Raw genomic sequence first — 26258 nt, 5'->3', positions numbered from 1 at the left:
GCTCCCTACGGAACCTGCGTTCCGGAAAGGCGGACCTGGACCTGAGGTTGCCGCGGGTCGCTTGAGTGAATGACCACAATCCGGTCAATCGGGCCCCGGTAGATGCCGTGCGCATCCGGATCGTACTGCACGCGCAGGACCGCCCGCTCTCCCGGACGCAGGCGGGCCGACCACCCGACCGGCCACTCGCCGTGTCCCCTCATGCCAAACCACGGGCCTTCCTTGCCGTCCACGATCAGGGCCGCCCTGGTGCAACCGCACGAGGTCTCCATCTCGTTGATTACCAGATCTGCCTCTCCGCCGTTTGCCGCCGACAACTCCACGGTCACGATTCCCTTGGCCTGGCTGACCTCGCCGAGCTCGTAGGTGCCCGGAGAAACGCGCAGCAATGGAGCCCGGCCGGATCCGGTCGCCCAGGGCCACCCCGGCATGCCGGGCAGGTACTGCCAGCCCGCTGCCAGGAGGAGGCCGGTCAGCACGAGGACCGCCGCGGCCACCAGCATCACGAGGCCGACTCCGCGCGCCTTCTTCCCGCTACCAGTGTTTCGCCCACCCGTGCTTCGCTGCCCGACCGCCGATCCGTGGGCCTTGCCTGTGCTCTTGCTCATGGTGTCGCCTCGTTGTCCCCCGTTGGGAACCCCCCCGCCCCGGGGGAGGGTATTGGCTGCAGCAATCATAGCACCGCGGGCCGCGTTTGACACTCCCCACCCAGGCCGGTACGCTATCCGAGGTCGAGGCTGTTGCCGACGATGCCCGGCCTCCCCCCAACCACGACGATGGCCATTCTACAGGAGTTCCGCGGCTTCACCCGCAACGCACGTCTGCTGCTCGCGACCGCCTTCTTCGTCGGGTTGAGCATGGCCGTCGGAGGGCTGTTCCTGAACTTCTACCTACAGAGCATGGGGCTCTCGCAGCAGTTCATCGGGCTCGCCAACGCGCTACCATCCCTTGTTCTGGTTGCGGTCGGGCTTCCGGCCGGCCGGCTCATAGACAGGCACGGTCCTAGATGGGGGCTGCTGGTCGGCACAGCGTCGGCGGCCGCGGCCGCGCTCGGGTTCGCGCTCACCAGCGTGCCCGCGGCACTGCTTGCCTTCACCGTGATTCAAGGAGTGGGCGCGGCGTTCGGGTTCATAAGCACGGCACCGTTTCAGATGGCCAACAGCACCGAGCGCGAGCGCGTTGCCCTGTTCAGCGCCCAGGCTGCCCTGATAACCGGCACTGCCTTCTTGGGCAACCTGGTGGGCAGCCGCCTGCCGGCGGTGTTCGGAGGATGGCTCGGCCTGCCGGCCGACACGCTGCTCCCCCTGCGGTTGACGATGCTGGTCGTCGCCGCGCTTTGGGCGCTTGCGGCGTTGCCGATCGCGCTCACCGGCCCGAGCGTACACACCGGCCTGAGTGCACCTGGCCTGCCAGGAGCCCTGCCCGTCGGGCTGCAGCCGGACGGCACAGGGAAGGCACCCCGCAGGCGCATGCTGTCCAATCCCGGAACCGTCGGCCGGCTGCTCCTGCCCGCGTTCCTGATAAGTCTCGGCGCCGGGCAGACGATGCCGTTTCTCAACATCTACGTCTCAGGCAAGTTCGGCGTGGACTTCCGTTCGCTTGGGGTCTTCTTTGCGGTCGGCGCGATTGGGACCACCCTTGCTACGCTGGCGCAGCCGCGGCTGGCCGCCCGCATGGGCAAGATGGAATCGGTGCTGATCGTGCAGGCGGCCTCGATACCGTTTCTGCTGATCCTGGGCTTCGTGCCCGTGTTCTGGCTCGTTGCCGTCTCGTTCGTCGTGCGCACCGCCCTGATGAACATGGGCAATCCGGTCTATCAGGCCTTCGCGCAGGAGCAGATCCTGCCCGGAGAGCGCGCAACCTACAGCAGTCTGTCCGCCATCGCCTGGAGTCTGGGCTGGGCGCTCGGCTCGGCCTTCAGCGGGTGGTGGCGCGGATTGGCTGGTTTCGAGGCGGGGTTCAACACCGCGTTCGGGCTGATGGCGGTCCTCTACGTTGCGGCGATTGCGCTGATGTACGGGTTCTTCGTGCGGGGAGCCGGTCAACCGAAGCGAGGATAGCCGGCTACGGCGCGGCGGCGCAGCTCCTCCCGATCTCCCGCCAGGGGTACTCCGGCAGCAGGGCCACCGGAGCGTGGCTGGCCCGTGCGGCCATGCGCTCCAACTGCCTGATTCGCTCGGCGGTCAACGGGTGCGTTGACAGGTAGGCCAGGCCATGTGGCGCGCCTGGTCCTTCCTGGCTGAGCCGGCGCAGAAAACCGATCATCCCATTGGGATCGATGCGCGCCGCCTGGATCAGGCTCATGCCGTCGCGGTCGGCGGCTTCCTCGTCCTGGCGTCGGTAGCGCAGTTGGCCGAGCGTCCCGGCTGCTTCCAGGGCCTGGCCCAGCCCACCGGCGTCGCCCACCGCCAGGCTGAGCAGCGCCCTCATAGAGACCTCCCGGAACAGGGCCTTCGTGCCGTGGCGGTGCAGGATGTGCTGCATCTCGTGGGCCAGCACCCCTGCCATCTCTGCCGGGGTCTGCGTCGCCCTCAGCATGCCCAGGTAGACGACCAGGTGTCCGCCGGGCGCCGCGAATGCGTTGACCGCGGGATGATCCACCACCGTGATCCGGAAGGTGTAGGCGCTCCCAGGACCCGCAGCGGCCAGCCTGGCCACGATCTCGCTCAGGGCAGCATCGCGCTGTGGATCGGCGCACCGGAGTGTGGTGGGTGCCAGGGACTCCAGCGCGGCCTGACCCAGCCGCTCCTCCCACGCCCGCGGCATCTGCGCTGCGGCCACTTCGGCCAGCGCCGGGATGGCCCACAAGTAGATCGCGAGTCCGGCGATGACGGCCCCGGCTCCTGCCAGCAGGACAACGCCGGCCCAGTGCCGCCGCCTGAACATGGGGATCAGGTGCCTGCCTGCGGTCGGCGCTGCCTCCCTGATCGCAGACAGGAACGCTTCATCGGATACCACGAGCGTCTCAGAGGGCTCCAGCCCCCGTTCGATCCTGATCTGCTCCCCGGGCAGCGCGCCCTGCGCCAGATGGAGTTGCTCGTACGGCCACCAGAGGAACGTGCCTTCCACGGTGGCAAGGCGCAGGCCCGTGGCCATCACCGTGATGGTGACCGGAATGCGATTAGCGGTCCTGCCGTCGAAGTAGGAGCCCGACCATGTCGTGCTCCGGCGCGCCCACATCGGCGTTGATGAGAAAGGGCTACCAGCCCGGGGCCAGGCCGGGGAAGTCCAGGCCCAGGAAATCGGCTATCGCTTCACCCGTCGGCGAAGCCGCCTGGGCTTCCTGCCGGATGGCGTCCATCACCGGCAGACCCTCGACGGCAAGAGTACCGCAAAGGAACCGGATGTTGCGTGCCTGTACCCATGGGAGCGCCAGTCCCAGGGTGATGACCAGGAGAAGCCCGTTGCCTAGGTTGAGCCGGAACAGCCGGCCCCCTGTCACGGTGCAGCGGAACCGCGAGGCCGCAAACGATGTGTGTGCCCACATGTACCGCTGCCGATGCGCGGCAAACCAGAACCAGTAGATCCCAAGGGTCAGCGGCGTCAGTACCATTGCCAGGAGGAACCGGCCGAACAGGTCCGCGCCGGTCCCGTCGTACTCGAACCGTGCAGTCCCGTAGTAGGTGTTGTTCATCAGGAACCGCCACATGTTGTTGTAGAAGAAGGGGTAGTACACGCCGAAGGTAACCACGCTCAGCAGCGCCCCGGAGACGAACAGCCGGACGAACGCTGCTGTCTGCCCTCGGAACGAGAACCGGATGCCCCGCCACGAGGCGCGGCTCAGCCGGTACCGGCGCGACCCGGCGATGGCCACAGGGACCACCACGAGCAGCACAGGATAGATCAGTAGCGTGGCAGCAGCCACGGTCTCGGGCCGAGCACCGGAGAGCTGGAGCAGGGCCAGGCCGATGACGCCCAGCACGACCAGCCCGAGCGTCTTGAGGAACCCGATCAGCAGTTCGACGCCGGTGCCGTGGTAGGCGAACCGGTCTCCATCGAACTCCATCTGGCTGTGAAGGAAGCGCTGCACCCTGACCTTGCCCCAGAAGTAGTAGACCCCCAGGGTGAGGACGCTAAGGAGCAGGTTGATAACGTGAATCCCGAAGAGGGTTCCGCCGTGGCCGTGGAACGAGAGCCCTGTCTCCGATCCGCCTGCTGCGTCGGTCCGCAAGGTGTCCATGCGGCGGGGTTCGGCGGCCCACCCGGTGACCCCTTTCGGGCCATTGGTTTCGGCGCTCGGGGGCATTGCGCGCGCATGCGTCCGCGAGCCCGGAGAAGGTCTGGCGCCGGGCCCAGGGAGGGGATTCCCGCGCCGCGCAAGAACCATGCCTGATCATGCAGCGCTACCTGATACGACGCGCGCTTGTAACAATACCCATCCTGTTTGGCATAACGGTGATGAGCTACTTCATCATGTCGCTGACGCCCGGTGACCCGGTGCAGATGCTGATCAACCCCGGCATGAGCCAGGCCGACGTCGAGATCAAGCGGCGTGCCTTGGGCCTGGACCGGCCGGTTCACGTGCGCTACGCCAAGTGGCTCAACGAGCTGGTCCACGGTAACCTCGGGTACTCCTACAGCACGGGCGCGCCTGTCACGAAGAGGGTTGGCGAGCGGGTGGCGCCCACGCTCACGCTGACCGTCTCCGCGCTGGTTCTTTCCTACCTGATAGCGGTTCCCATCGGGGTGGTGGTCGCCACACGGCGGTACACCTGGATTGACTACGCGGCCACCTTCTTTGCCTTCCTGGGCATCAGTCTGCCCACCTTCTTTCTGGGGCTGGCCGGCATCTACGTGTTCGCGCTGCGGCTCCGGTGGCTGCCCGTGGGCGGGACGATGACCCTGGGCGGCGAAGGAGGACTGCTGGATCTGCTCCTGCACCTGGCCCTGCCCGCCACGGTCCTCGCCGTGGCCGGGGCAGGTGCCCTCACCCGGTACGTGCGGTCGAGCATGTTGGAGGTGCTGGGGCAGGACTTCGTCCGGACCGCCCGCGCCAAGGGACTCGCCCAGGCCGTCGTTCTGCGGCGGCACGCGCTGCGCAACGCCCTGATCCCGGTCGTCACGCTCGCCGGGCTGCAGATTCCGGCGCTGCTGGGCGGCGCCGTGATCACCGAGCAGATCTTCGAGTGGCCGGGCATGGGACGCCTCACCATCGAGGCGATCAACCAGCGCGACTACCCTGTATTGATGGGCATAACCTTGATTACCGCGCTGCTGGTGACGCTGGGCAACCTCTTGGCCGACATCACATACTCACTGGTTGATCCCCGCATCCGCTATGAGTGATCGGGCTCCTTCCCGGACCGCTTCCTTCTGGTCGCTTGCCTTCCGGCGGTTCATGCGCCACAGGCTTGCGGTTGTGGGGACCGTCGCGCTGGGACTGCTTGCCATCATGGCGCTGGCCGCGCCCGTGCTGGCGCCGCAGAGTCCGACCGCTATTGACCCGACCACATTCCAGGGGCGACCCTCCCCCGCACACCTCCTCGGTACCGACAGCGTGGGTCGCGACGTTCTCAGCCGCCTGATCTACGCCGCGCGCGTCTCGCTGAGCGTGGGGATCCTGGCCGTCACGATGTACGTCGTCATTGGCACCTCGGTTGGCGCTGTTGCCGGATACTACGGGGGAACCGTGGATCTGGCGCTCAGCCGGATCATGGACATCATGCTCTCGTTCCCGCCTCTGATCATCATCCTGTTCGCGGTCAGCGTCTTCGGTAGGCCCAGTCTGTGGAACGTCATCATCGTGCTGGGTCTGCTGGGATGGCCTGCGGTGGCACGCCTGGTGCGCGGCCAGGTGCTGGCGCTGCGCCAGCAGGAGTTCGTGCAGGCTGCCCGCGCAATCGGTGCGTCGGATCCCGCAGTAGTGATGCGCCACCTTCTGCCCAACGCGATGGCGCCGGTGCTGGTGGCCGCGACCTTCGGGACGGCCAACGCGATCCTGGTGGAGGCGGCGCTGTCCTTCCTGGGGATGGGGGTGCAGCCGCCCACGCCCTCCTGGGGCAACATGCTCACCGACGCGCAGTCGCTCACGGTGCTGGAGCAGATGCCCTGGCTCACTGTAGGTGGATTGGGGTAGGATTTACAGAATTCGGCGACACGCACACCAGGAGGGAACAGGGATGAAAGGTCTGCGCGCAAGGTTGGCCGGTGCCATTGCGGCCGTCCTCATTGTCGGCCTGTTGCTGCCCGGAGGGGCCTTGGGCGGTCCCAAGTCGGAGTTCGTTGCCGTTGCAGGCATGTGGAGCCCGCCCAACAACTTCAACCCCATCAACACCGACAGCTCCTACGGGTTCTACTGCGTCCGCTTCATGTTCATGGGCATGGTGGAGGCGCGGGTGGAGAACAACCAGACGAAGTTCTTCCCGGCTCTCGCCAGCAGGTGGGAGGTCGGGGCAGACAACCAGACCTACACCTTCACGATACATCCGCGGGCCGCCTGGCACGACGGCAAGCCCGTCACGGCCGAGGACGTGCTGTTCACCCTCATGACAATCAGCGATCCCAGGACCGAGACCAACCGGGGCGCCCAGATCGCCTCCATTGCCGGCCTGGACGCGCGGGGGAAGCGCGCGGCGGGCGCGCAGCTCGGCTTCAGGATCCTGGAGCCCAGGAAGTTTGAGATCAAAACCACCACGCCGGTGGACCCGACCATGTTCCTGGAGATGTTCGGCGCCAACGTCTACATTCTGCCCAAGCACGTCCTGGGCGACGTGCCGCCCGACCAGCTCGCCCGGCATCTGTTCTTCCACAATCCGACCGTGGGGAACGGCCCCTACAAGTTCGTGCAGTACAAGACCGACCAGTTCGTGGAGTTCGTGCTGAATGAGAGCTACCACCTGGGCGCTCCAAACGTGCGCCGCGTCTTCGTGCGTATCATCCCGCCCACCACGATGCTCGCGCAGATCGAGCGGGGAGATCTCGACGTCAGCGCCGGGTTCGGCATCGGGGAGGTCATGATTGAGGACTGGGACCGCGTGAAGGGCATGGGCCATGTCCGCGCTGTCTCCTTCTCGGCCCCGGGCTACCAGTACATGCTGTTCAACTTCCAGAGGCCGTACCTGCAGGACAAGCGGGTGCGCCGGGCATTTGCCCACGCCATCAATCGGTCGCTGATAGTCAACCAGTTGCTCAAGGGCGAGGGAGAGCTGGCCGAGGGGCCGATTCCGCCGGCCAACCCCTACTTCAACAAGAAGGTGCGGCCGTGGCCCTTTGACACCGCCCGGGCACGGGCCTTGCTCACGGAAGCGGGGTGGGACTTCAACAGGACCATCATCCTGCGGGTGCCGACCGGCAACATCATCCGCGAGCGGTCGGCCGACATCATCCGGGAGAACCTCATAGCCGCGGGCGTCAAGGTGGAAATCCAGAAGGCCGACTTTCCAACGAACATGGCCGCAGTGCGAGCGGGCAACTACGATCTGGGCTTGATGGGATGGGCAGGCCCCACCGATCCTGACGTTTCCTCGCAGTATCGCACCGGCGGTCAGTACAACCTCAGCCACCACTCGATCGCTTCGCTGGATCAGGTTCTCGACGAGGGCGTGAAGACCGCGGATCCCGCCAAGCGACGCGCCGTGTACGATCGGTTCCAGGAGGTCTTCGCGGACGAGTTGCCGACCATCACGCTGTACTACCCGAATGCCCGGACGGCGGTGACGAAGCGCATGGTCAATGTCCTGTTCGATGCCTCGGGCCTGTTCGACTTTCAGACCTACCGCTGGGTCGCTGGAACGCAGTAGTCGGCGCAGAGTTAGAAAGGCAGTGATCTGCAGGAAGAGGGGGCGGAGTTTACCGCCCCCTTCTCCTGATCACGGCCCGGGACGGGAACATCCCTTCGCCCGGTCGCAACCAGGAGCCCCCACATGGATGACATCTTCGCCCACATGGACGCCCGGTTCGAGGACCACATCTCACGCGTGAGGTCGTTCGTCAGCCAGCCCAGCATCAGCGGCGAGGGAACCGGAATGGCAGAGATGGCCGAGCTGGTCCGCGACTCAATCCTGCGGCTGGGTGGGACCGCGGAGATCGTCCCGACTCCCGGATGGCCGGTTGTCTTTGGCGAGGTGGCCGCGGGCGCGCCCCGCACCCTGCTGCTCTATGGAATGTACGATGTGCAGCCGGTCGAAGGGGAGGAGTGGATCGCCCCTCCGTTTGCGGGCGAGATCGTTGATCTGCCCGAGTTCGGGCCCAGCATGGTGGCCCGCGGCGTGTACAACACCAAGGGGCCGCTGGCCGGGCTCTTCAACGTTCTGGAGAGCATACGGGCGGTGCGCGGACGGCTCCCGGTGAACGTGAAGTTCGTGGTGGAGGGAGAGGAAGAACTCAGCAGCCGCAACCTGCCCGGGTTCATCGAGGCTTACAAGGACCGTCTGGGCGCCGATGCCACGTACTTTCCCTTCTACTCTCAGAACCGCGATGGCAAGCCAGTACTGTGGTTGGGCGTAAAGGGCATCCAGTACTTCGAGATCGCGTGCCGTGGGGGCGCCTGGGGAGGTCCCCGTACGCGGGGCGTGCACGGGTGCAACGCGGTCTGGGTGGGCAACCCGATCTGGCGGCTGACCCGCGCCCTGGCCACCATGATGGACGATGCCGAGCAGATCCAGATCGACGGCTTCTATGACGACGTGACCCCGCCCAGCGCCGAGGACGAGGCGCTCCTCCAGCAACTGGCCCGGACCTTCGATCCGGCTAACGAGCTGTGGATGTGGGACGCCGAACGGTTCAAGTACGACCTACACGGCGCCGACCTGCTGCGCCGTTATCTCTACGACCCGCAGCTCAACATTGACGGCATCTGGGGCGGCTACACCGGTCCAGGGATGAAGACGCTCCTCCCTCACGAGGTGCGCGTCAAGATGGACGTGCGCCTCGTGCCCAACATGGAACCGGAGCGGGTGCGCCAGCGCATCCGGTACCATCTGGGAAGGATCGGGCGCGGTGACCTCGACGTGCACTTCTATGAGGGCTATCCCGCGGCCAAGACCAGTGTCGGCGAGCACGTGGTCCAGTCGCTAATTCGCTCGTGCAGGTCGCTGGGTGCCGAGCCGGAGATCTGGCCGCACGTGGCCGGGAGTGCGCCGCTCTACCTGTTCAGCAGGGTCCTCAAGCAGCCGTTTGCCACGGGCGGCTTGGGGCACGGCGGACGCCCCCACAGCCCCAACGAGTACGCGACCGTGGAAGGGACGCGGCTGTTCGAGCGGTCCGTCGCGCGGTTCATTTACGAGTTTGCGGGAATGTAGGGGCGCGCCGGCCGGTCTGCCGGCGTTCTGCTACAGACTACCCGCTATGTGGCACTAGGCAAGAATGAGACGCCGCCCTCTTGGTTCGGGGATTGGATCGCCGAATTCCCTGGCGGTATCGAGCCAAAGGCGAATGGCCTCCTGTGCATTGGCCAGGGCGGTTTCCTGCGTTGCACCGTGCGCTGCGCAACCCGGCAACTCTGGCACTTCAGCAACAAACGCTCGGTCTTCTTCGCTCCGGTAGATGATGGTTTCGTACTTGTTCACAGTTCTTCACTCCCAACTTGGTATTTCAGGATCACGGCGCGTACCTGACGCACCAGGTAAGGCTTTGCCTTGTCTCCCTCGCGCGCGTCTCAAAGCCGAGGCTACTGAGCAGGTGGCATTGATCGTCAAGCCGGATGTTCGCATCGGAAGTTCCACCGAGTACCCGGGCGTGGCTATAATGGCAGTATTATGATTCAGCAGAGCCTGTTGCGACACGCGCACGTGGCACGGCTGTGCCCGGAGGAATCGCGACCGTGACCGTTCGTTGGATAGGACTGGGGGCGCTTGCGGTGGCCGGCGTCGTCTTGTTCGCCGCGCCCGTGGCAGCAGCCGGGATCCTGCTCGGGGTGTTCTGGGGCACGGCGGTGGTGGCTCTAGGCAGCATCGCCGTCACAACGGCGGTGCTCTCCTGGGCCCCGAGGGTCAGCCGCACCACCTTGGCCGGGCGCTGGCTCAAATGGCTTAGGGACTGGGCGATCAACCGCGCGGAACATCCCGGCGCGGCGATCAGGTGGGCCTACCATGCTGGGAGCAGCATAGGATTCGTCGTGTCGTCGATCCTTCTCGGCCCCACGGTTACCAGTCTCATGATCGCGCTAGTCCGTGGGAGCCGGCGCCGCCTGTGGCCCGTCGTGGTCGGCAGCAGTCTGGTGTTCTCGATGTTCGCTGTGAACCTCTTCGCTGGGCTCTGGGCGCTGGTCAGGCGGTGAGCCGGAGCGTTCCCACGATGGCACGCTGCAGGGTTGTTCAGTTAGAGTCCGATGATTTCATTCAAGCCTTCGACCACCTGGGCAATATCCTCGTTTCTCGCGTTTCCCAGCTTCTTTCCTATTCTCTCAACCGCCAAGGTTCGGATCTGACTGATCTTGACCCAAGACGGCTTCGGAAGCCCTGCTGACTGAAGTAGGTGTGTGAGCGGGAAGCCTGCGCGCTGGGGCTGGCTGGTGATCGCAACTGCGATAACGGTCCCGGAACGTTCGTTGAAGACGTCCTGGCTCAAGATGAGAACTGGGCGCTGACCAACCTGTTCATGGCCGCGGGCCGGACTGAGGTCGGCCCAGCGGATCTCGCCTCTCAGTATTCGGGCCATTCAGTCAACTCCCGGGAAAGCCCCTCCTCGGCCAGCGCCTTCTCGAAACCAGGGTCAAGCTTGGCGCACTCGCGCGCCAACCGATTCCGCTCAAGGCGCTGGAGCTTCTCGGACACGGCCTCCTGAATGGCTCGGCTGCGATTCGGGAACACCCGCTCCCGGACGAGCCGGTCGAGCCGAGCGAGCACAGTCTCGTCGAGTGATATTGCGACCTTAGACCTCGCCATCGAGCACCTCCGGGTATGACGATACGTCATACCATCCAGAGTGTCAATCTTCTGCGTGAGCCCAACGGCCAGCATCCGCCTGGTGGCCAAGGGGTTCCCGTTCACTGCTCCTCGGGCGCTCCGTACATCTGGCCCGGCGCAAGTATCCCCGGGAAGCGCTCACGCAGCGCCAGCCGGCTCTCGTAGCACAGGTGGCACGCGTCGGCGTAGAGTTCCTCGTGCGCCAATCCATAGCGACGGACCATCTCCGCAGGGCCGCCCGCGAGGAGCGGGCCGGTGACAGGATGCGCGTCCGGATCGTAGGTGCGGCAGATCTTCAGAAGGGGCGTCCGGAGCATGTTGCCTATCACGATCCCCTGGCAGATGTGTAGGTTACCGAGCGAGTCAACGTGCACCCTGCCCGGCTCGCGCAGGTCCTCGTGCGGGCATTCCGTGAACTGCTCCCAGGGATGCCGGGCGGCCCGCGCGACCAGCTTCTCCGCGGCGCGCCCGCGATACATGACCGCGGACTCACCGGGCGGCAACTGGCCGGTCGCCGGCGCGGCGTTCGTGGCCTCGGGCTGGGCGATGCATATTGTTCCGATCGGGATCCGCAGTCTCTCTGCCGCCGCGCGCGCATCCCTGGCCTGCTGGCTCAACTTCTCGCTCCAATGGTACAGGTCGCTGCTCACGGAAAGGTCCTGGATCAGCCCCGCGAGAGGGCGCAGCCACGCCAGCGCGTCTTCCACGGTTGTCGCCCAGTAGGCGTTCGAGACGATGCCAACGCGGAAGCCCATGCGCGCCGCCATCCGGGCCCCTTTGACCAGGACGGGGTAGTAGAGAAGGGGTTCGCCGCCCTCGAAGTAGATGGACTTGATCGTGCCTACGCTCCTGGCCTGCCGGAGTATCCGCCGGATGCTCCGTAGGGTCATCGTTCCGCTCTGCCGCGTGCTGCCCCAGACGAAGCAGTGGTCACACTCCAGGTTGCACTGGTATGTCAGTAGCAGATGAAGCCCGGATAGCGTCACGTGAGTCCTCCTCGCAATCGTCTCACCCTTGCCTTGAGGGTCGGCGCGCGTCTACCATCACAACAGAGGATCGGTCCCATGCGCTGTATCGTTTCACTTGCCGCCATTGTTATCCTTGCCGCTCCCGCAGTGGCCGCCGATCGCTATGTAGAGTCCCGCCGCATCATGGTGGAGAGCCAGATCAAGGCGCGCGGGGTGCGCGACGAGCGCGTGCTGCGCGCGATGCTGACCGTGCCCAGGCACCGCTTCGTGCCCGAGCGCCACCTTCACCAGGCCTACAACGACCACCCGCTGCCCATCGGATTCGGCCAGACGATCTCGCAGCCCTACATCGTGGCGCTGATGTCCGAGGAGGCGGCGGTGCGGCCAGGGCAGCGCATCTTGGAGATCGGTACCGGCTCCGGCTACCAGGCCGCCATCCTGGCCGAGTTGACCGATCATGACAGGGTCTACACCGTTGAGATAATCGAGCCGCTGGCGCAGTCCGCGGCGAGGCGGCTGCGAGAACTGGGCTACGGCAAGGTACGGACGCGCACCGGTGACGGCTACCTGGGCTGGCCCGATGCCGCGCCGTTCGACGCGATCCTGGTGACCGCAGCGCCGGACCACGTGCCGCCGCCTCTGGTTCAGCAACTCAAGGAAGGCGGACGGATGGTGGTGCCGGTGGGTCCGCCCGGGCTCGTGCAGACGCTGTGGCGGATCACGAAGGAGGGCGGCCAGTTGAAGTTCCACAGTCTGGGGGCGGTGATGTTCGTGCCGCTGGCGAGGAGGTAAATGCGGACGACGGCGCGATGACGACCGCAGCAGCGGCGTAGACCAGCGCCCCCAGCAGCATCACCATACCAAACCCCCACTCCAGCGCCGCTATCGCTGCCAGGATCGAGGCGATCACCGAGGCGCAGCCGTTGACGCCCCAGGCCCAGGGGATGGCCGCGGGATCCGTGCGGCCCAGCGCCCGAACTGCGGCTGGAAAGGGCACTCCCATCAGCAGGCCCAGCGGCAGCACAACCGCGGCGATCACGGCGAGACGGACCCGTAGCGCGAACCCGAGACTGGTCTGGAAGACCCCGGGAAGGAACAGCGCCGCGGCGGCCGCGACCACCGCCACGGCGGCGACAACCGCGGGCAGCCGGTGCCCGACGCGCGGCGATGCCAAACTTCCGGCTCCCGAGGCGACCAGCAGGCCGGCCAGGACCGCGGCCAGCGCGTATGTGGGGTGGCCCAGCACGAGGATCGCCTTCTGGAGCAGCGGGATCTCTATGAACATGTACCCGGCGCCGATGGCCAGGAAGTAGAGGAAGACCAGGCCTCGGCGGCCATAGGGTGCCGCGTGGCCGCGTGTCGGCGCTGGAGGAGGTGCCGTGGGCACGGCCCGCTGCTGGGTTCCTCCTGGGTACCGGAGCGGTAGCAGGATCAGGCCGGCGCCAAGCAGTGTGACGACAACCAGCATGGCCAGCAGCACCAGGTAGCCACCGCCGCCGAACGGCTGCCATGTCCGCCCCAGGCCGGCCAGGATCTGCGGCACCTGCCGCCACCGGAAGAAGTGGAAGAAGAACGGTCGGTCGTCGCTGACCGGGCGGACATCGAAGGGATAGGCGCGCAAGAATTCCTCGCGCCGGGCCGGATCGAGGACCGCGGTGAACGCTTCCCGGTGGACGTCCCTGGGGAGGACGTTGTACCGGTTGCCCTCCGCGGCGTCCACACCCGGCGCGTACGTGATGTCGAACCGCCGCGAGGAAGCGAACTCCCGGATCACCGCCACATCGGCAGGGCCGAACCCCTCCGGCCTGACCAGGACCGTCATCGTGTTGAGAGAGCGTACTGCGGCCAGGCAGGAGTCCGAGCCGGCATCGCCGACGGCAGCCACCGCCGCGGCCCAGACGCGGATCTCCTCGCTCGGCGGCGTCTGGATCCAGCGGGTCACCGCCAGCACGCCGCCCGGTGCCAGCCGGTCGAGGTAGGCGCGCAGGGCCTCGACAGTGTAGAGGTGGTTCTCGGCGAGTGAGAACGCGCCCGAGGCCACGACATGGAACGATTCCTGGGGAGGGACCTGTATGAGATCGAAACGTTCGCGGGCCCGGCGCAGGTATGTTCGCGGGTTCTCAACGACGACGCGCGCGCCTATCAGTGCGGTGGCTACGTGCGCGGGCTGCCCGTCGGGCAGACCCCCGCCGAAGCGCTGCGCGGCCTCGACGACCAGGGGGTTGGCCTCCACGATGACCACCGGCGCCATCCCGTGCCGCAGCGCGCCGAGCACCTCCAGGCCCATGCCCACGACCAGCGTCCGCCCCCGGCGCAGGCGATATGCCGCGGCCGACGGCAGGAACTCGGTGAACGCGGCGTCCACACCGGCGGGCAGGCCGCGGGGACCGTCCCCGTCAACGGTCAGCCCCGGTAGCGCCGGCGGCACGCCGGTAAACGTCACGCTCAACCCTGGCGCAGAGCGCACCGCAGCGCTCCGCACCACATCCACCCTGGATATCGCGTTCCACTTCGAGAACTCCACCCTCGCGTCGGGAAACCGCCGCAACTGGCTGAGGGCTTTGTAGGGCGAGATGGGGAGGTCCAGCGGGACCAGAGCGGCCGCGAGCGCCGTCAGGACTGCCAGGGCCGCCGCGGCTATCGCAGGCCTGCGATCAGACGCTGAACCGCCCTTGGGGGCCGGACTGTGCTTAGGCGTCGGATCGGCCTGCCAGAGAAGCGCCGCTCCTGATGTCGCCAGGGCGGCTGAGGCGATCATGCCTTGTGGGCCGCCCAGGGTGCTCAGGAGGGGTACGGCTGCCAGTGCGCCTCCCGCGGCCCCAAGGAACGAAGCGGCGTAGATGCTGCCGGCGGCATCGGGGAAGCCCGCCAGGACCGCACCCACCACCAGGCCAGCGAATAGGAAGGGAAGCACAAGCGCGGCTGCCTGGACGGCCAGGTAGAGAACCTGCACCGGCTCCAGCGCCATCAGATAGGCGTCGAAGGGAACGGCCGCGATCGTCAGAAGGGCCAGGCCGACCGCAGGCGCGACCAGCAGCGCGCCCCACGCCGCGGTGCGCAGCGGCGCCCGGCGCAGGCCTGGGAACACGGCCAGCGCGGTGCCGCTGGCCCCGAATCCCAGCAGCCCCAGCCCAACCGCCATGAAGGCGAAGTGGTGCCACTGCACCACCGAGAAGACCCGGGTGAGGACGATCTGCAGCAGCAGGGCCGCCGCGCTGACCAGCGCGACGCCCGCGTGGATACATCGCACGGCATCCTGTTGATTCGGCACATGCCGCGGACCGCCTGTCGCCCGCGGCGCATATAGCCCTGGGCTGCCAAGGCCCGGGGCATGCGAATCCGATGAAGAATCCCTTCGTCAGTACCACCGTACACGAGAAGGATATCTTCGCGCCCCTCCAGAAGAGCACAACGATGCCCCCTGTGCGCCATACCGGCATCGGTAGCCTGACCCGGCTCCGCGAGCTCCAACCCCGCCTCGCAGATGCGGAACGCCGGTTGGCCACCTACATCCTGCGGCACCCCCGTCAGGTCCTGGATTCCTCGATCACCCTCGTAGCCGGACGGGCCCGCGTGAGCGAGGCCACGGTCGTACGTCTGTGCCGGCGCATAGGGTGCCGCGGATATCAGGACCTGCGTATCCGACTGGCGGCCGATCTGGTGCTCCCGCCGCGGCAGATCTACGAGGAGATCGAGTCGGACGATGACAGCCCCGCCGTCAAGCGCAAGGTGTTCGGGATCTCAATCAGGGCTCTTGAGGAAACCCTGGACGTGCTGGACGACAGGGCGCTTGAGAGCGCGGTCGAGGCCATCACAGCGGCACGGCGGGTGGACTTCTACGGCGTGGGCGCGTCGGGAATCGTCGCCATGGATGCGCAGCAGAAGTTCCTGCGCATCGGCATTGACGCCCAGGCTTTTGTGGACCCCCACATGCAGGCGGTTTCAGCCGCGCTGCTCCGCCGCGGCGACGTGGCGGTAGGTATCTCGGACTCCGGCTCGACCCGGGATACGGTGCACGCGCTGGGAGTGGCACAGGCGGCCGGGGCGACAACGGCGGCCATTACCAGGTACGGACCGTCCCCTATCGACAAGGTTGCGGATATTCGCCTGCACACAACCTCGTCCGAGGGAGGCATCCGTGGCGCGGCGATCGCCAGCCGCATGGCGCAGCTCGCAGTGGTGGATGCCGTTACGATGTCGGTAGCGCTTCAACGCTACGAGCAGACGCTGGCTGCTCTGCGGGCGACACGGGACGCGGTCGCGGAGAAGAAGTTCTGATGGGCGCCACCCAGGTGCGCCGCATGCGGGTGGACGACATTGAGGCGTGCGCGCAGATCGTCGCAGGCGAGCGGTTGTGGCAGCGCTACGGCCTCACCCTGCAGCGAGCCCGGCGTGTGTTGCGGCGGGCACAGGCATCGAGAAGGCGCGGCGGTGCGCCCGCGCGCGCTGTTGGGGACCTGGCCGTCGCGTCCGAGGGCGGGCGGGTCCTTGGTTTCATCTGGTTTCACCGCACCGGCACGTTTCGTCACAGCGGGTACATACAGTGGGTGGCCGTGGCCCCAACGGCGCGCGGGCGGGGGGTGGGCAGTGGCCTGATGCGGTACGCTGAGGAGAGGATACTCAAGAAGGGGCCCAACGTCTTGCTGCTGGTTGCCGCCTTCAACTCGAGGGCGCAGGCGTTCTACAAGAAGCTGGGCTACGCGCGCGTGGGAGCGATTCCTGACTACATGGTGCGGGGAGTCACCGAGCTTCTCTATCGCAAGACGAAGGGGCCGGTCTCGGCGAGAGATGTGAATGCTGAGAATGGGCAGGGCGGATCACAAACGCAACGTCCAAGGAGGGGACGACAGTGAAGGGACGCTGGTGGTTGATGCTCGTGGTCGTGGCTCTGGCGCTGCCGGTGATGCCGGTGCGCGCAGGCCCGGCCGGTGTGACGTTCACGATTGGCGTGGACCAGGAGGTCGTGGGGCTGGATCCCAACCTGGTGACCGCGTTTTCCTCGTTCCGGCGCATTGACTTCCTGTATAACAAGCTGGTCCGCTACAACGACAAGCTTGAGATCGAGCCGGATCTCGCCGAGTCTTGGGAGTTCCCCGATCCCCGCACCGCGATCTTCCGGATTCGCCGCGGGGTGAAGTTCCACAGCGGCGCCGAGATGACGGCCGAGGACGTGAAGTTCACCCTCGATCGCGTGCTGGATCCTGCGACGCGGTCGCCGGGCCGGTCGTTCATTGACGTCATCAAGGAGATTGACACCCCGGACCGCTACACGGTGCGGGTCAAGATGACCTTCCCGCTGGCATCGCTGCTGTCCGGCCTGGCTTCGGCCAACCTCTCGATCGTCGAGAAGGCGGCCGTCCTGCGGCACGGCAACCTGCAGCGCAACGTCGCAGGCACCGGACCGTTCATGATGGCCGAATGGGTGCCCGACAACTTCATGCGCCTCGTGAAGAACCCCAACTACTTCCGCAGCGGCCTTCCGAACTTCGACACGCTGATCATTCGGGTCATACCTGATCAGGCATCGCTGCTTGCCGGCGTTCGGACGCGCGCGCTGGACATGGCCACGATCAACCAGGGCCCGGTGATTGCCGCGGCGCGGCGCGAGGCGGCGCTGAACGTGATGCAGAAGGCTGGCATCAACCTGAGGATCTTCGCGTTCAACACCAGCCGGCCGCCCTACACCGATCCGAGGGTGCGGTACGCCTTCTCGTTCGCGATTGACAGACAGGCGATCGTGAACACCGCGGAGTTCGGTTTCGCGACGGTCTCCGGCCCTGTATCGGCACCCACGCCGTGGGCATTGCCGACGTCGCGCTTCCCGTCCTACACCCAGAACATCGCGCGCGCCCGCCAGTTGCTGGCCGAGGCCGGCCACGCGGCCGGGTTCGCCACGCGGATCGTCACCTCTCCGACCTACGAGGGTGGCATCGCGGTGGCGCAGGTGATCCAGGAGCAGCTCCGGGCGATCGGCGTGACCGCGACCCTGGAGACGCTCGAGTGGGGGACGTACATCAACCGGTGGGTTGCCCGCGACTTCGACACGATGATCGAGCTGCGCGGGGGCGACCCGGACCCCGACCGGTTCCTGTACCGCACGTTCCACAGCACCGGAGGGGTCAACAACTTCCTGTTCAAGGACTCGGCAATAGACCGGCTGCTGGAGCGGGGCCGCGTGAACCTCGAGGCAGACGCTCGCAGGCCGATCTACGACGAGTTGCAGCGCGCCTTGATAGAGGCCGCCCCGGCCCTGTTCCTCTATGTGCCCATGGAGACACAGGTGCTTCAGGGGTACGTGAAGGGCTTCAGGATCATAGGCAACGGTGCCCTCTACCTGCTGGAACGAGCGACAATCGAGCGGTAGGCACTGCCGCACGCAGGTCACAGGTTAACGGGTCACAGGCTGACGGGTCACAGGTTAGCGGGTAACTGGCTAGAGTGAGAGGGTGATCCCGGGGTGGGGAGATTCCCCGCCCCGGGACCCAACCAGCATCCACCATGCAAAGGTATCTGGCCACGCGCCTGCTGGCGCTGATTCCCGTACTTCTCGGCATCCTTGCCGTCGTCTTCCTGCTGATCCGGCTGATACCGGGAGATGCCGTTCAGCTCTTCCTGGGAACCCAGGTGGAGATGACGCCCGAGCAGATGGCCGAGCTGCGCCGGTTCTTTGGGGTGGACAAGCCGATCTGGGCGCAGTTTGTTGACTACCTGGGGCGGATTCTCCGCGGGGATTTCGGCGTTTCGCTGCGGACGTCGCGACCGGTGCTTCCCGACATCATGGCCCGCCTGCCGCTCTCGTTTCAGCTCGCCATGTTCGCGCTGGCCATCGCGCTGGCTATTGCGGTGCCGCTCGGCATCCTCTCGGCGGTTACGCGCAACTCTACGTTCGACGTGCTGACGCGCATCGGCGGGCTGCTGGGTCTCTCGATGCCCAACTTCTGGCTCGGCGCGATGCTGATTCTCGTCTTCTCCCGATACCTGCACGTTTCGCTCGGCCAGTACGTCCCATTGAGTCAGAACCCGCTCGGCACACTGGAGAGTCTCTACCTGCCGGCCATTTCCCTGGGGGTGGCGATCGCGGCCATTCTGATGCGGTACATCCGCTCGTCACTGCTCGAGGTACTGGGGCAGGACTTCGTCCGGACCGCTCGGGGAAAGGGGCTGCGGGCATCGGTCGTGATGCTCCGCCACGCCCTGCCGAACGCGATGATCCCGGTCATTACGGTTGTGGGGTTCCAGATGGGCTACCTGCTGGGCGGCACCGTCGTGATCGAGGAGATCTTCGCCCTCCCGGGGATGGGCCGCCTTGTGCTGCAGGCGATCTTCCAGCGCGACTATCCGGTGGTGCAGGGGGTTGTGCTGACCATTGCCCTGCTCTTCGTTGTCACCAACCTGGTGGTGGATCTGCTCTATGCCTGGATCGATCCACGCATCCGATATGGATAAGGCGCCGGCGGCCGCGGGGCCGCGCCTGGGCACCGGCTGGCGGTGGTGGACGCGCCGGTTCCTGCGCAACCGCGTCGCGCCGATCGGTTTCGTCATCATCTTTGCCAGCGTTGGGATCGCGGCGACGGCACCGGCAATCGTGCCCCACGATGTCCGGGTCATGACCCCCGCGGACGCGCTCTCTCCGCCGGGCGGCCGTTACCTCTTCGGCACCGATGAGTTCGGCCGCGACGTGTTCAGCCGCGTGCTGATGGGCTCGCGCGTTTCCCTGGTGGTCGCCTTTCTATCCGTGCTGACGGCCGTGGCCATGGGGACCTCGGTCGGTCTGGCCGCGGGATATTACGGTGGGTGGTGGGACTCGGTCTCGATGCGGGTCATGGACATCGTCTTCGCGTTCCCGGCCATCCTCCTGGCCATCGCGATCATGGCCGTGCTGGGCACCAGCCTGTTCAACCTGGTAGTCGCCATCGGGATAGTCTACACGCCCCAGTTCGCGCGCGTGGCAAGGGCCGCGGCGTTAAGCGTGCGCTCCCTGGAGTTCATTGACGCCGCCAGGGCGCTGGGGATGGGCAACGCGCGCATCGTTGGGAGGCACGTCATCCCCAATGTGATGGCCCCGATGATCGTGCAGATCTCGCTGAGTCTGTCACTGGCCATCCTCTCGGAGTCGGCGCTCAGTTTCCTGGGGCTCGGCACGCGGCCGCCTACACCCTCGTGGGGCAACATGCTCAGCGACGGCCGCCAGTTGCTCGAGCTGGCTCCGTGGAACGCCGTCTTTCCAGGGCTGGCCATCATGATCGTTGTGCTCGGGTTCAACCTGTTGGGCGACGGCCTGCGCGATCTGCTCGACCCGAGGCTGCGATGACGGCCGTGCGCGTGCGCGAAGCGGTGAGGGCGCTCGTGGCAGAGGGGCTGCGGGACGGTGTCTTCCCAGGAGCGGTTGTCGCGGTCGTGAGAGGGAGCGCCCTGCTGCTGCACGAGGCGTTTGGCGACGCGCAGGTAGTGCCCAGGCGACGCCCGATGTTGGTGGGGACGGTGTTCGACCTGGCCAGTTTGACCAAGCCGCTGGCCACGGCGACCGCCGTGCTCCAGCTCTGGGAGCGAGGCGCCGTTGATCTCGATGCCCCGGTCGCGGCATACCTGCCTCGCTTCGCCCGGGGAGGGAAGGAAGGGGCTACGGTGCGCCACCTGCTGGCGCACACTTCGGGGCTCCCTGCTTGGGAGATGCTCTACCTCCCGCGTCGTTCGGGGGGAGGAGTAGAGCGCGCGGGCGCCTGCCGATCCATAGAAGGAGCGGTGGAGCGCATCTGCGCCACGCCCGCCCTGGCGCCGCCCGGGTCGCGGATGGAGTACAGCGATCTGGGGTTCATCGTGCTGGGGTATCTGGTGGAGCGCCTATCCGGGATGCCCCTCGACGCCCATGCGCGTGCGCACATCTTCGGGCCACTGGGACTTGGTACGATGCGGTTCGCACCGCTGCTGGCATGGCGGACGCGCTGCGCCGCCACCGAGGTCGGAAACGACTTTGAGCGGACGAAGGCCCGCGAGCAGGGACTGGGCCGCGCTTTCGCCTGGCGAACCTACCTGCTGCGAGGCGAGGTGCACGACGGCAACGCCTGGCACCTGGGGCGCGGGGTGGCGGGTCACGCCGGGCTGTTCGCCACCGCCGGGGAAGTTGCGCGGTTCGGCGCGGCCATGCTGCGCGGTGGAGCATTGGACGGCGCGCGCGTCCTGCGTGCGGCGACCGTTGCGGAGGCCACGCGGGACCAGACGCGGGAACCGGGGCCGGGGCGAAGAGGGCTCGGGTGGAGCCTGCAGGGAGGGCCCTCTGCCGGCGCGCGCGCTTCGACGCAGGCGTTCTGCCACACCGGTTTCACAGGGACCTCGTTGCTGGTGGATCCGGCGCGCGACCTTGTGGTAGTGCTGTTGACCAACCGGGTGCATCCTGCCGCGCAGCGGGAGGACATTCAGGTCTTCCGCCCGGCGTTCCACGACGCGGTGATCGAGGCCCTCGATGGCTGACCCTGAGGCCGGTCCTGATGGCTGACGCGGTGCTGGTCGGGGTGGATGGCGGCGCATCGAAGACCCGCGCTGCGGTGGTCTCCTCGACCGGGTTGGTGCTGGCGACCGCGTCGGTGCGTTCCTCGAGCGCCTACCATCGGGAGCCCGAGGAGGCCGCGGCCGTGGTCGTGGCCGCGGCGCGCGAGGCACTGGCCACCTCCGGCGTGGGCGAGCCGATAGATGCGCTGGGAGCCGGGCTGGCCGGCGCAGACGACCCGGCAATCCGTGAGCAGCTGATCGGCGCGCTCACCCGGGCGAACATCGCCCGGATCGTGCACGTGGATCACGACGCCGCGGCCGCGCTGGCAGGCGGCACAGCGCTGGCGCCCGGCGTGGTCATCATATCCGGCACCGGTTCCATAGCGTTCGGGGTGGACGAGCACGGCCGACGGGCGCGTGCCGGCGGGTGGGGACCGCTCCTCGACGACGAGGGTAGCGGCTACTCGATCGGCCGCGCAGTCCTGCGGGCCGCGATGCGCGCCCACGACGGTCGCGGGGCCCCCACTCTCGTGGCCGATGCGGTCCGGGCACGATTCGGCATCGCTTCGCTTACGGCGCTCAAGGCCGCCGTGCGCGGCGCGAGCATTGATGAGATCGCTTCGATCGCCCCGCTTGCGATAGACGCCGCGGCCGCGGGAGACCCTGTGGCAGCGCGCATCCTGGAGCGGGCTGGCGATGGGCTTGCCACGATGGTGGCCGCGGTTGCGCGTGCCTTGGGTTGGATGCAGAACAGGTTCACGCTGGTGGCGACGGGAGGGGTGCTGGGCGAGGAGGGACCGGTGGCCGGGCTGATGATGAAGGCGCTGGACGCCCGCGCGTGCCCGGCCGTGCTGACGCCTGCCCGTTTTCCGCCCGAGATCGGCGCCGCGTTGCTGGCGGCGCGAGCGGCCGGCGTGGAGACCGCGTGGCGCGAACGAGGTGATGGCGATGGTACCGCCTGATCAACGGTCCCAGGTGAACTACTGGGAACTGGAGACGGAGCAGCGCAATCCCAGGACCATGGAGCTGGACCGCCTCTCCACCGAGGAGATACTGCGCGCCATCAACCTGGAGGATCGCGCCGTCCCTGATGCCGTGGCCGCGGAGATCCCCAACATCTCCAGGGCGGTGGAGGCCATGGTTCGGTCCTTGCGTTCTGGGGGACGCGTCGTCTACATCGGCGCAGGCACCAGCGGGAGGATAGGCCTGCTCGACGCGCTGGAGTGGCCGCCCACCTTCGGGGTCGAGCCGGAGGTCGTTCCGGTCATCATCGCCGGGGGCGTGCAGGCCACGATAGGTTCTGCGGGGCCCTCCGAGGACGACGGCGCTTCGGGCGCTTCGGAGCTCGCGCGACTGGACGCGGGGCCCAACGACGCGGTTGTGGCGATCGCCGCGAGCGGCGTGACGCCATTCGTGCTCGGCGCCGTCGGAGAGGCCATCAGGCGCGGCTGCACCGTGGTCGGCCTGTGCAACGCTCCCGGCTCGCCGCTGGCCCGGTTGGCGGACATCCCTATTGCTCCGGCGACAGGGCCCGAGGTTCTGACCGGCTCGACGCGCATGAAGGCCGGAACGGCTCAGAAGATGGTGCTGAACATGCTCAGCACCACGGTCATGGTGCGGCTGGGCAAGGTGTACTCGAACCTGATGGTGGACATGTCCCCCAGCAACAACAAGCTGGCCGCCCGCGCGCAGCGCATGGTGGCGCAGGCGACCGGATTGGATTCCGAAGCCGCCGGCCGGCTGCTGGACCAGGCCGGCGGCAGTGCCAAGGTGGCGATCGTCATGGCGTTGGCCGCGGTGGAGCGCGGGGAGGCCGAGCGGCTGCTGGATCGCGCGGGCGGGTTTGTCCGGGAGGCGATCGAGGCCGCAGGCGAGGGGACGAGCCGAGAGGGGGCAGGTGATGCGTGAAGCGGCTGACCTGGCGCGCCGGGATCCGAAGCGCGTCGTGGGCCTGATCTCCGGCACCTCGGCCGACGGGATTGACGCCGCTCTCGTCGAGATCAACGGCGCCGGGTTGGAGGCACGGTTACGGCTGGTCGCCGGCCTGACGAAGCCCTTCTCCGACGCGGATCGCGACGAGCTGTTCTCCATGTTCAATCCAGCGACCGCCTCGGTGGATCGCCTGTGCCGGTTCAACTTCCGGCTGGGCTCTCTCTTCGCGGACGCTGCACTGGCGGTGATCTCCCAGGCCGGACTGCGTCCGGCAGAGGTGGACCTGATCGGCTCGCACGGCCAGACTGTCTGGCATATCCCTGCCCCGGACGGCGCGACGCTGCAGGTGGGGGAAGCGGCGGTGATCGCGGAGCGCACCGGCCTGCCGGTTGTGGCCGACTTCCGGGTGGCCGACATCGCCGCCGGCGGGCACGGCGCGCCGCTGGTGCCGTACTTCGACCTGGTCGTGTTCCGGCATCCCGCGCGCACGCGTGCGGTGCAGAACATTGGAGGTATCGGCAACGTCACCTATCTGCCGGCCGGATGCGGTCCAGGCGACGCCCTGGCGTTCGACACCGGCCCCGGCAACATGCTGATTGACGGCTTGGTGCAGCTCATCACCGGCGGTGCCCAGGCATACGACCACGGGGGCGCTATGGCCTCCCGGGGAAGGGTGCACGAGGGCTGGCTGGACGAGCTGTTGGGCGATCCTTTCCTCCGGCTCTCACCTCCCAAGACCACGGGGCGGGAGGTCTACGGCAAGCCGTTTGCCGCCGAACTCGTTGAGCAGGCGCTCCGCCGCGGGCTCGGCCCAGAGGATACCGTGGCAACGGTCTCGGCGCTTACAGCGGATTCGATCGTGTGGGCCTACCGCGAGTTCCTGATTCCCCGATCCGGGTTGGACGAGGTGGTGCTGGGAGGCGGCGGATCCTACAACGACTTCCTGCGCGGCCGCATCGCCTCCGGCCTGGGCCTTCCGGTCTACCGTTGCGAGGAGTTCGGGATAGACGGCAAACTGAAGGAGGCGATGGCGTTCGCGCTGCTGGCCTCGGATGCTGTGGCCGGGCTGGCCACGAACGTGCCGGCCGCGACCGGGGCGGCCGGGCCGCGCGTGCTGGGCAAGTTCACGCCGGCGCCCCTGGCGTCTGCGCCCTGCGCGCCGGTATCCCGCACGGGATAGGTGGTATAGTAAGGCGATGTTTCGCGATGCCCTGAGACAGGAGATCCGGGACGCCATCACCAGGGCCATGGAATCCGGCGCGATTCCCTCGGGTGATGTGCCGTCGTTCGACGTGGAGGTCCCCAGGGATCGCCGGCACGGCGACTATGCGACCAACGCCGCTTTGCTGCTTGCCAAGCAGTCCGGCGGAGTGCCGCGCGAGATCGCACAACGCCTGATAGAGGCGTATGCGCCTCCACCTGATCGCATCGAGCGCCTCGATGTCGCCGGCCCCGGGTTTGTCAACCTGACCGTTGCCTGGCCCTGGAAGCGCGACATGGTTGCGACGATCTGCCGGCTCGGGGACGGCTACGGCCTGCAGACTATCGGCGCGGGTCGGCGCGTGAACGTTGAGTTCGTCAGCGCCAACCCCACGGGCCCGCTCCACGTCGGCGCCGGCCGCAACGCGGTCATAGGCGACGTGCTGGCCAGCCTGTTGGGGGCTCTCGGATTCTCGATCTCGCGCGAGTACTACATGAACGATGCCGGCCAGAAGGTACACAACCTGGCGCGCTCGGTTGAGGCCCGCTATCTGAACATGCTCGGGCAGACCACGCCGTTCCCCGAGGAGGGCTATCCTGGCGAGTACGTCAAGGACCTGGCAGGCCGGATCGTCGCGGACGACGGTGACAGATGGCTGCGGGCCTCCCAGGACGAGCGCCTCGACCACATCCGGGACGTGAGCGTGACTGCGGTCGTCGCGGAGATCAGAGAGGTGCTCGAGCGCTTTGGTGTGAGGTTTGATACATGGTTCAGCGAGCGCGGGCTGATCCGCTCAGGGGCCGTGGACCGGGCGCTCGCCGAGCTTCGGGCTCGCGGCTACATCTACGATGCCGATGGCAAGACCTGGTTTCGCTCGACCAGTTTTGGCGACGACAAGGACCGGGTGATCGTGAAACCCACGGGCGAGTGGACCTACTTCGGCAGCGACATTGCCTACCATCTCGACAAGCTGGCGCGCGGCTTCGACCTGATGATAAACGTCTGGGCCATTGACCACATCGGCGACGTGGCCCGCGTCAAGGGCGGGCTGGCCGCCCTGGGCGTCTCGCCCGAGGCCCTGGAGATCCTGATCTACCAGCACGTGCGGTTGAAGAACGCGGGTGAGTCCCTGCGCATGTCCAAGAGCAGCGGCGAGTTCGTGACCCTGCGGGAACTGATTGACGCGGTGGGTGTGGACGCTGCCCGGTACTTCTTCGCGATGGCCTCGCCCGCGGTTCCCATGGACTTCGACGTCGCGCTTGCGCTGCAGCACTCGCAGGACAACCCCGTGTACTATGTGCAGTACGCCCATGCGCGCATCGCCGGCATCCTGCGCGAGGCGGCCGGGAAGGCAAAGGGCATGGGCGCCTGCTCATCCCTGGACCTCTCGCTGGAGCGCCTGGCCGACGAACGCGAGGCCGCCCTGATCCACGCCCTGGGCGAACTCCCCGAGGTCATCCGGCTGGCGGGCACTCGGCGCGAGCCCCACCGTCTCTGCTCCTACGCCCGCGAGGTCGCAGAGGCCTTCCATCTCTTCTACACACACTGCCGCGTCCTCACCGATGATCCAGATCTGACCGCCGCCCGGCTGGCCCTGGTCGAGGCAACCCGGATCGTGCTGCGGCGCACTCTGGGGCTGCTGGGGGTTTCAGCTCCCGACAGCATGTGATCGGAGGCCTGCCTGATCGGCGCCGGTTCAATTCGGCCGGGATTGCTATTGCAATGGCATCGGCCTGTGTGTTACGAATATCTAAAGACCTACCGGTGGCAGGTGCGCGGTCGCCGCTTGCCGCTCTCAATCTCCGGTCCAAACGAAACTTCCGGGGT

General features: G+C 67.1%; 25 protein-coding genes. 17 read left to right on the top strand and 8 right to left on the bottom strand.

Going from position 1 to position 26258, the window contains the following annotated elements:
- Window positions 1-5 precede the first annotated feature (5 nt).
- Complete coding sequence (locus tag FJX73_04195) at window positions 6-677, bottom strand: DUF1573 domain-containing protein (protein MBM3469977.1); 672 nt, start codon at window positions 675-677, stop codon at window positions 6-8.
- A gap of 72 nt (window positions 678-749) precedes the next feature.
- Between FJX73_04195 and FJX73_04190 the strand changes: the two genes are divergently transcribed.
- The gene (locus FJX73_04190) at window positions 750-2060 is read left to right on the top strand and encodes an MFS transporter (protein ID MBM3469976.1); all 1311 of its coding nucleotides are present in this window, start codon (window positions 750-752) and stop codon (window positions 2058-2060) included.
- A 4-nt stretch (window positions 2061-2064) separates the two neighbouring features.
- Here FJX73_04190 and FJX73_04185 read toward each other — a convergent pair whose 3' ends face one another.
- Both FJX73_04185 and FJX73_04180 read right to left on the bottom strand, forming a co-directional pair.
- The gene (locus FJX73_04185; GenBank protein MBM3469975.1) at window positions 2065-3180 is read right to left on the bottom strand and encodes a M48 family metallopeptidase; all 1116 of its coding nucleotides are present in this window, start codon (window positions 3178-3180) and stop codon (window positions 2065-2067) included.
- Between the two features lie 19 nt (window positions 3181-3199).
- A complete protein-coding gene (locus FJX73_04180; GenBank protein ID MBM3469974.1) occupies window positions 3200-4327 on the bottom strand; it encodes a DUF898 domain-containing protein in 1128 nt (375 codons plus the stop codon).
- Window positions 4328-4335: 8 nt separating this feature from the next.
- On the opposite strand from FJX73_04180, the gene FJX73_04175 reads away from it, so the two are divergent.
- From FJX73_04175 to FJX73_04160, 4 genes are all read left to right on the top strand, one after another.
- Window positions 4336-5286 carry an ABC transporter permease gene (locus tag FJX73_04175; protein ID MBM3469973.1) on the top strand — a complete coding sequence of 317 codons (951 nt, stop codon included), beginning with the start codon at window positions 4336-4338 and terminating at the stop codon, window positions 5284-5286.
- Entirely contained in the window at window positions 5279-6076 is a 798-nt protein-coding gene (locus FJX73_04170) for an ABC transporter permease (GenBank protein MBM3469972.1), read from the top strand. Before FJX73_04175 ends, FJX73_04170 begins: the two co-directional genes overlap by 8 nt.
- 43 nt (window positions 6077-6119) lie before the next feature.
- Complete coding sequence (locus FJX73_04165) at window positions 6120-7739, top strand: hypothetical protein (GenBank protein ID MBM3469971.1); 1620 nt, start codon at window positions 6120-6122, stop codon at window positions 7737-7739.
- Window positions 7740-7862: 123 nt separating this feature from the next.
- The gene (locus FJX73_04160; GenBank protein ID MBM3469970.1) at window positions 7863-9239 is read left to right on the top strand and encodes a M20/M25/M40 family metallo-hydrolase; all 1377 of its coding nucleotides are present in this window, start codon (window positions 7863-7865) and stop codon (window positions 9237-9239) included.
- Between the two features lie 54 nt (window positions 9240-9293).
- On the opposite strand, the gene FJX73_04155 is transcribed toward FJX73_04160, so the two are convergent.
- A complete protein-coding gene (locus FJX73_04155; protein MBM3469969.1) occupies window positions 9294-9506 on the bottom strand; it encodes a type II toxin-antitoxin system HicB family antitoxin in 213 nt (70 codons plus the stop codon).
- A gap of 254 nt (window positions 9507-9760) precedes the next feature.
- On the opposite strand from FJX73_04155, the gene FJX73_04150 reads away from it, so the two are divergent.
- Complete coding sequence (locus FJX73_04150; GenBank protein ID MBM3469968.1) at window positions 9761-10216, top strand: hypothetical protein; 456 nt, start codon at window positions 9761-9763, stop codon at window positions 10214-10216.
- Window positions 10217-10257: 41 nt separating this feature from the next.
- Here FJX73_04150 and FJX73_04145 read toward each other — a convergent pair whose 3' ends face one another.
- From FJX73_04145 to FJX73_04135, 3 genes are all read right to left on the bottom strand, one after another.
- Entirely contained in the window at window positions 10258-10596 is a 339-nt protein-coding gene (locus FJX73_04145; GenBank protein ID MBM3469967.1) for a type II toxin-antitoxin system PemK/MazF family toxin, read from the bottom strand.
- A complete protein-coding gene (locus FJX73_04140; GenBank protein ID MBM3469966.1) occupies window positions 10581-10823 on the bottom strand; it encodes a ribbon-helix-helix protein, CopG family in 243 nt (80 codons plus the stop codon). Before FJX73_04140 ends, FJX73_04145 begins: the two co-directional genes overlap by 16 nt.
- 101 nt (window positions 10824-10924) lie before the next feature.
- The gene (locus FJX73_04135) at window positions 10925-11848 is read right to left on the bottom strand and encodes a radical SAM protein (GenBank protein MBM3469965.1); all 924 of its coding nucleotides are present in this window, start codon (window positions 11846-11848) and stop codon (window positions 10925-10927) included.
- 60 nt (window positions 11849-11908) lie between these two features.
- On the opposite strand from FJX73_04135, the gene FJX73_04130 reads away from it, so the two are divergent.
- The gene (locus FJX73_04130) at window positions 11909-12604 is read left to right on the top strand and encodes a protein-L-isoaspartate(D-aspartate) O-methyltransferase (protein ID MBM3469964.1); all 696 of its coding nucleotides are present in this window, start codon (window positions 11909-11911) and stop codon (window positions 12602-12604) included.
- Here the strand turns inward: FJX73_04130 and FJX73_04125 are convergent.
- Window positions 12531-15062 carry a hypothetical protein gene (locus FJX73_04125; protein MBM3469963.1) on the bottom strand — a complete coding sequence of 844 codons (2532 nt, stop codon included), beginning with the start codon at window positions 15060-15062 and terminating at the stop codon, window positions 12531-12533. The genes FJX73_04130 and FJX73_04125 overlap by 74 nt on opposite strands.
- Window positions 15063-15154: 92 nt before the next feature.
- Here FJX73_04125 and FJX73_04120 point away from each other — a divergent pair, with 92 nt between their 5' ends.
- From FJX73_04120 to FJX73_04075, 10 genes are all read left to right on the top strand, one after another.
- Window positions 15155-16090: a MurR/RpiR family transcriptional regulator gene (locus FJX73_04120; protein ID MBM3469962.1), complete on the top strand. Its 936-nt coding sequence runs from the start codon at window positions 15155-15157 to the stop codon at window positions 16088-16090.
- Window positions 16090-16665 (top strand): GNAT family N-acetyltransferase, encoded by a 576-nt coding sequence (locus FJX73_04115; GenBank protein MBM3469961.1) that lies wholly within the window; start codon window positions 16090-16092, stop codon window positions 16663-16665. The genes FJX73_04120 and FJX73_04115 overlap by 1 nt, the downstream gene beginning before the upstream one ends.
- Window positions 16662-18176 (top strand): ABC transporter substrate-binding protein, encoded by a 1515-nt coding sequence (locus tag FJX73_04110; GenBank protein ID MBM3469960.1) that lies wholly within the window; start codon window positions 16662-16664, stop codon window positions 18174-18176. Before FJX73_04115 ends, FJX73_04110 begins: the two co-directional genes overlap by 4 nt.
- Window positions 18177-18310: 134 nt before the next feature.
- Window positions 18311-19258 (top strand): ABC transporter permease, encoded by a 948-nt coding sequence (locus FJX73_04105; GenBank protein ID MBM3469959.1) that lies wholly within the window; start codon window positions 18311-18313, stop codon window positions 19256-19258.
- Entirely contained in the window at window positions 19251-20123 is an 873-nt protein-coding gene (locus tag FJX73_04100) for an ABC transporter permease (GenBank protein ID MBM3469958.1), read from the top strand. Before FJX73_04105 ends, FJX73_04100 begins: the two co-directional genes overlap by 8 nt.
- On the top strand, window positions 20120-21280 hold the full coding sequence (locus FJX73_04095) for a beta-lactamase family protein (GenBank protein ID MBM3469957.1): 1161 nt from the start codon (window positions 20120-20122) through the stop codon (window positions 21278-21280). Before FJX73_04100 ends, FJX73_04095 begins: the two co-directional genes overlap by 4 nt.
- Window positions 21281-21297: 17 nt before the next feature.
- Entirely contained in the window at window positions 21298-22260 is a 963-nt protein-coding gene (locus FJX73_04090; GenBank protein MBM3469956.1) for a hypothetical protein, read from the top strand.
- Entirely contained in the window at window positions 22247-23206 is a 960-nt protein-coding gene (gene murQ / locus FJX73_04085) for an N-acetylmuramic acid 6-phosphate etherase (GenBank protein ID MBM3469955.1), read from the top strand. The genes FJX73_04090 and murQ overlap by 14 nt, the downstream gene beginning before the upstream one ends.
- A complete protein-coding gene (locus FJX73_04080) occupies window positions 23199-24410 on the top strand; it encodes an anhydro-N-acetylmuramic acid kinase (protein ID MBM3469954.1) in 1212 nt (403 codons plus the stop codon). The genes murQ and FJX73_04080 overlap by 8 nt, the downstream gene beginning before the upstream one ends.
- Entirely contained in the window at window positions 24283-26100 is a 1818-nt protein-coding gene (locus FJX73_04075) for an arginine--tRNA ligase (GenBank protein MBM3469953.1), read from the top strand. Before FJX73_04080 ends, FJX73_04075 begins: the two co-directional genes overlap by 128 nt.
- Window positions 26101-26258: the final 158 nt, after the last annotated feature.

It is taken from the genome of Armatimonadota bacterium, from assembly GCA_016869025.1.
In the GTDB taxonomy this organism is placed as follows: Bacteria; Sysuimicrobiota; Sysuimicrobiia; order Sysuimicrobiales; family Humicultoraceae; genus VGFA01.
The sequence above is the reverse complement of the archived record's forward strand: the minus strand, read 5'-3'. Positions and strand labels throughout refer to the sequence as shown.